At 57.7% G+C, this 497-nt stretch carries 2 protein-coding genes; both read left to right on the top strand.

All coding sequences use genetic code 11. The features are described from left to right. Positions 1–215, top strand: a 215-nt coding sequence (locus HWX22_RS31850) for a hypothetical protein (RefSeq protein WP_208456640.1), incomplete at its 5' end; no start/stop codon positions are given. A 13-nt stretch (positions 216–228) separates the two neighbouring features. After that, positions 229–497 (top strand): MarR family transcriptional regulator (locus HWX22_RS31475; protein WP_175917014.1); only part of this gene is annotated, 269 nt, incomplete at its 3' end.

The raw sequence follows: 497 nt of genomic DNA, 5'->3' as shown, positions 1-497 counted from the left end.
AACCCCGCTGGCGTGCAGCAGGCGCATCGCAGTCGCATGGGGCGTTGCCCGGTGTTTCCACACGGTTACGGCATGACAGCCTGCCGGGCTGGATCGCCCCCGGCATTTCGCGCGTAGGCAATCAAACCAATTCACGGATTCAGGTGCGTCACCGGCTCCGCCATGACGCCGGCGTCGATCGCGTTGTCGCAGTCATGTCCGCCGCCACGCTGTAAGGGATTATTTTATATGTGCAATGTTCACGGTTTGTTAATAAGCCTTCTCCAGGTGCGAGAGATATTGCTGGCTCCGATTCGCTCGATTCTCAACGAGTTTTCGCTGACGGAGCAGCAATGGCGGATTATTTCCGTTCTTGCGCACGACGATGCGGACGGGCTCGGGCCTGGGCAAATCGCGAAGCAATGCTGCATTCTTCATCCCAGCCTTACGGGCATACTGAGGCGACTGGAGCGCGATGGCGTCATCACGCGAGAAATTTCCAATATCGATTCGCGAAG

Origin of the sequence: Burkholderia sp. BCC1638 (assembly GCF_902833195.1) — a bacterium.
Lineage (GTDB): Bacteria > Pseudomonadota > Gammaproteobacteria > Burkholderiales > Burkholderiaceae > Burkholderia > Burkholderia diffusa.
Note: the sequence above shows the minus strand (reverse complement) of the source record. Positions and strands in the feature narration are given on the sequence as shown.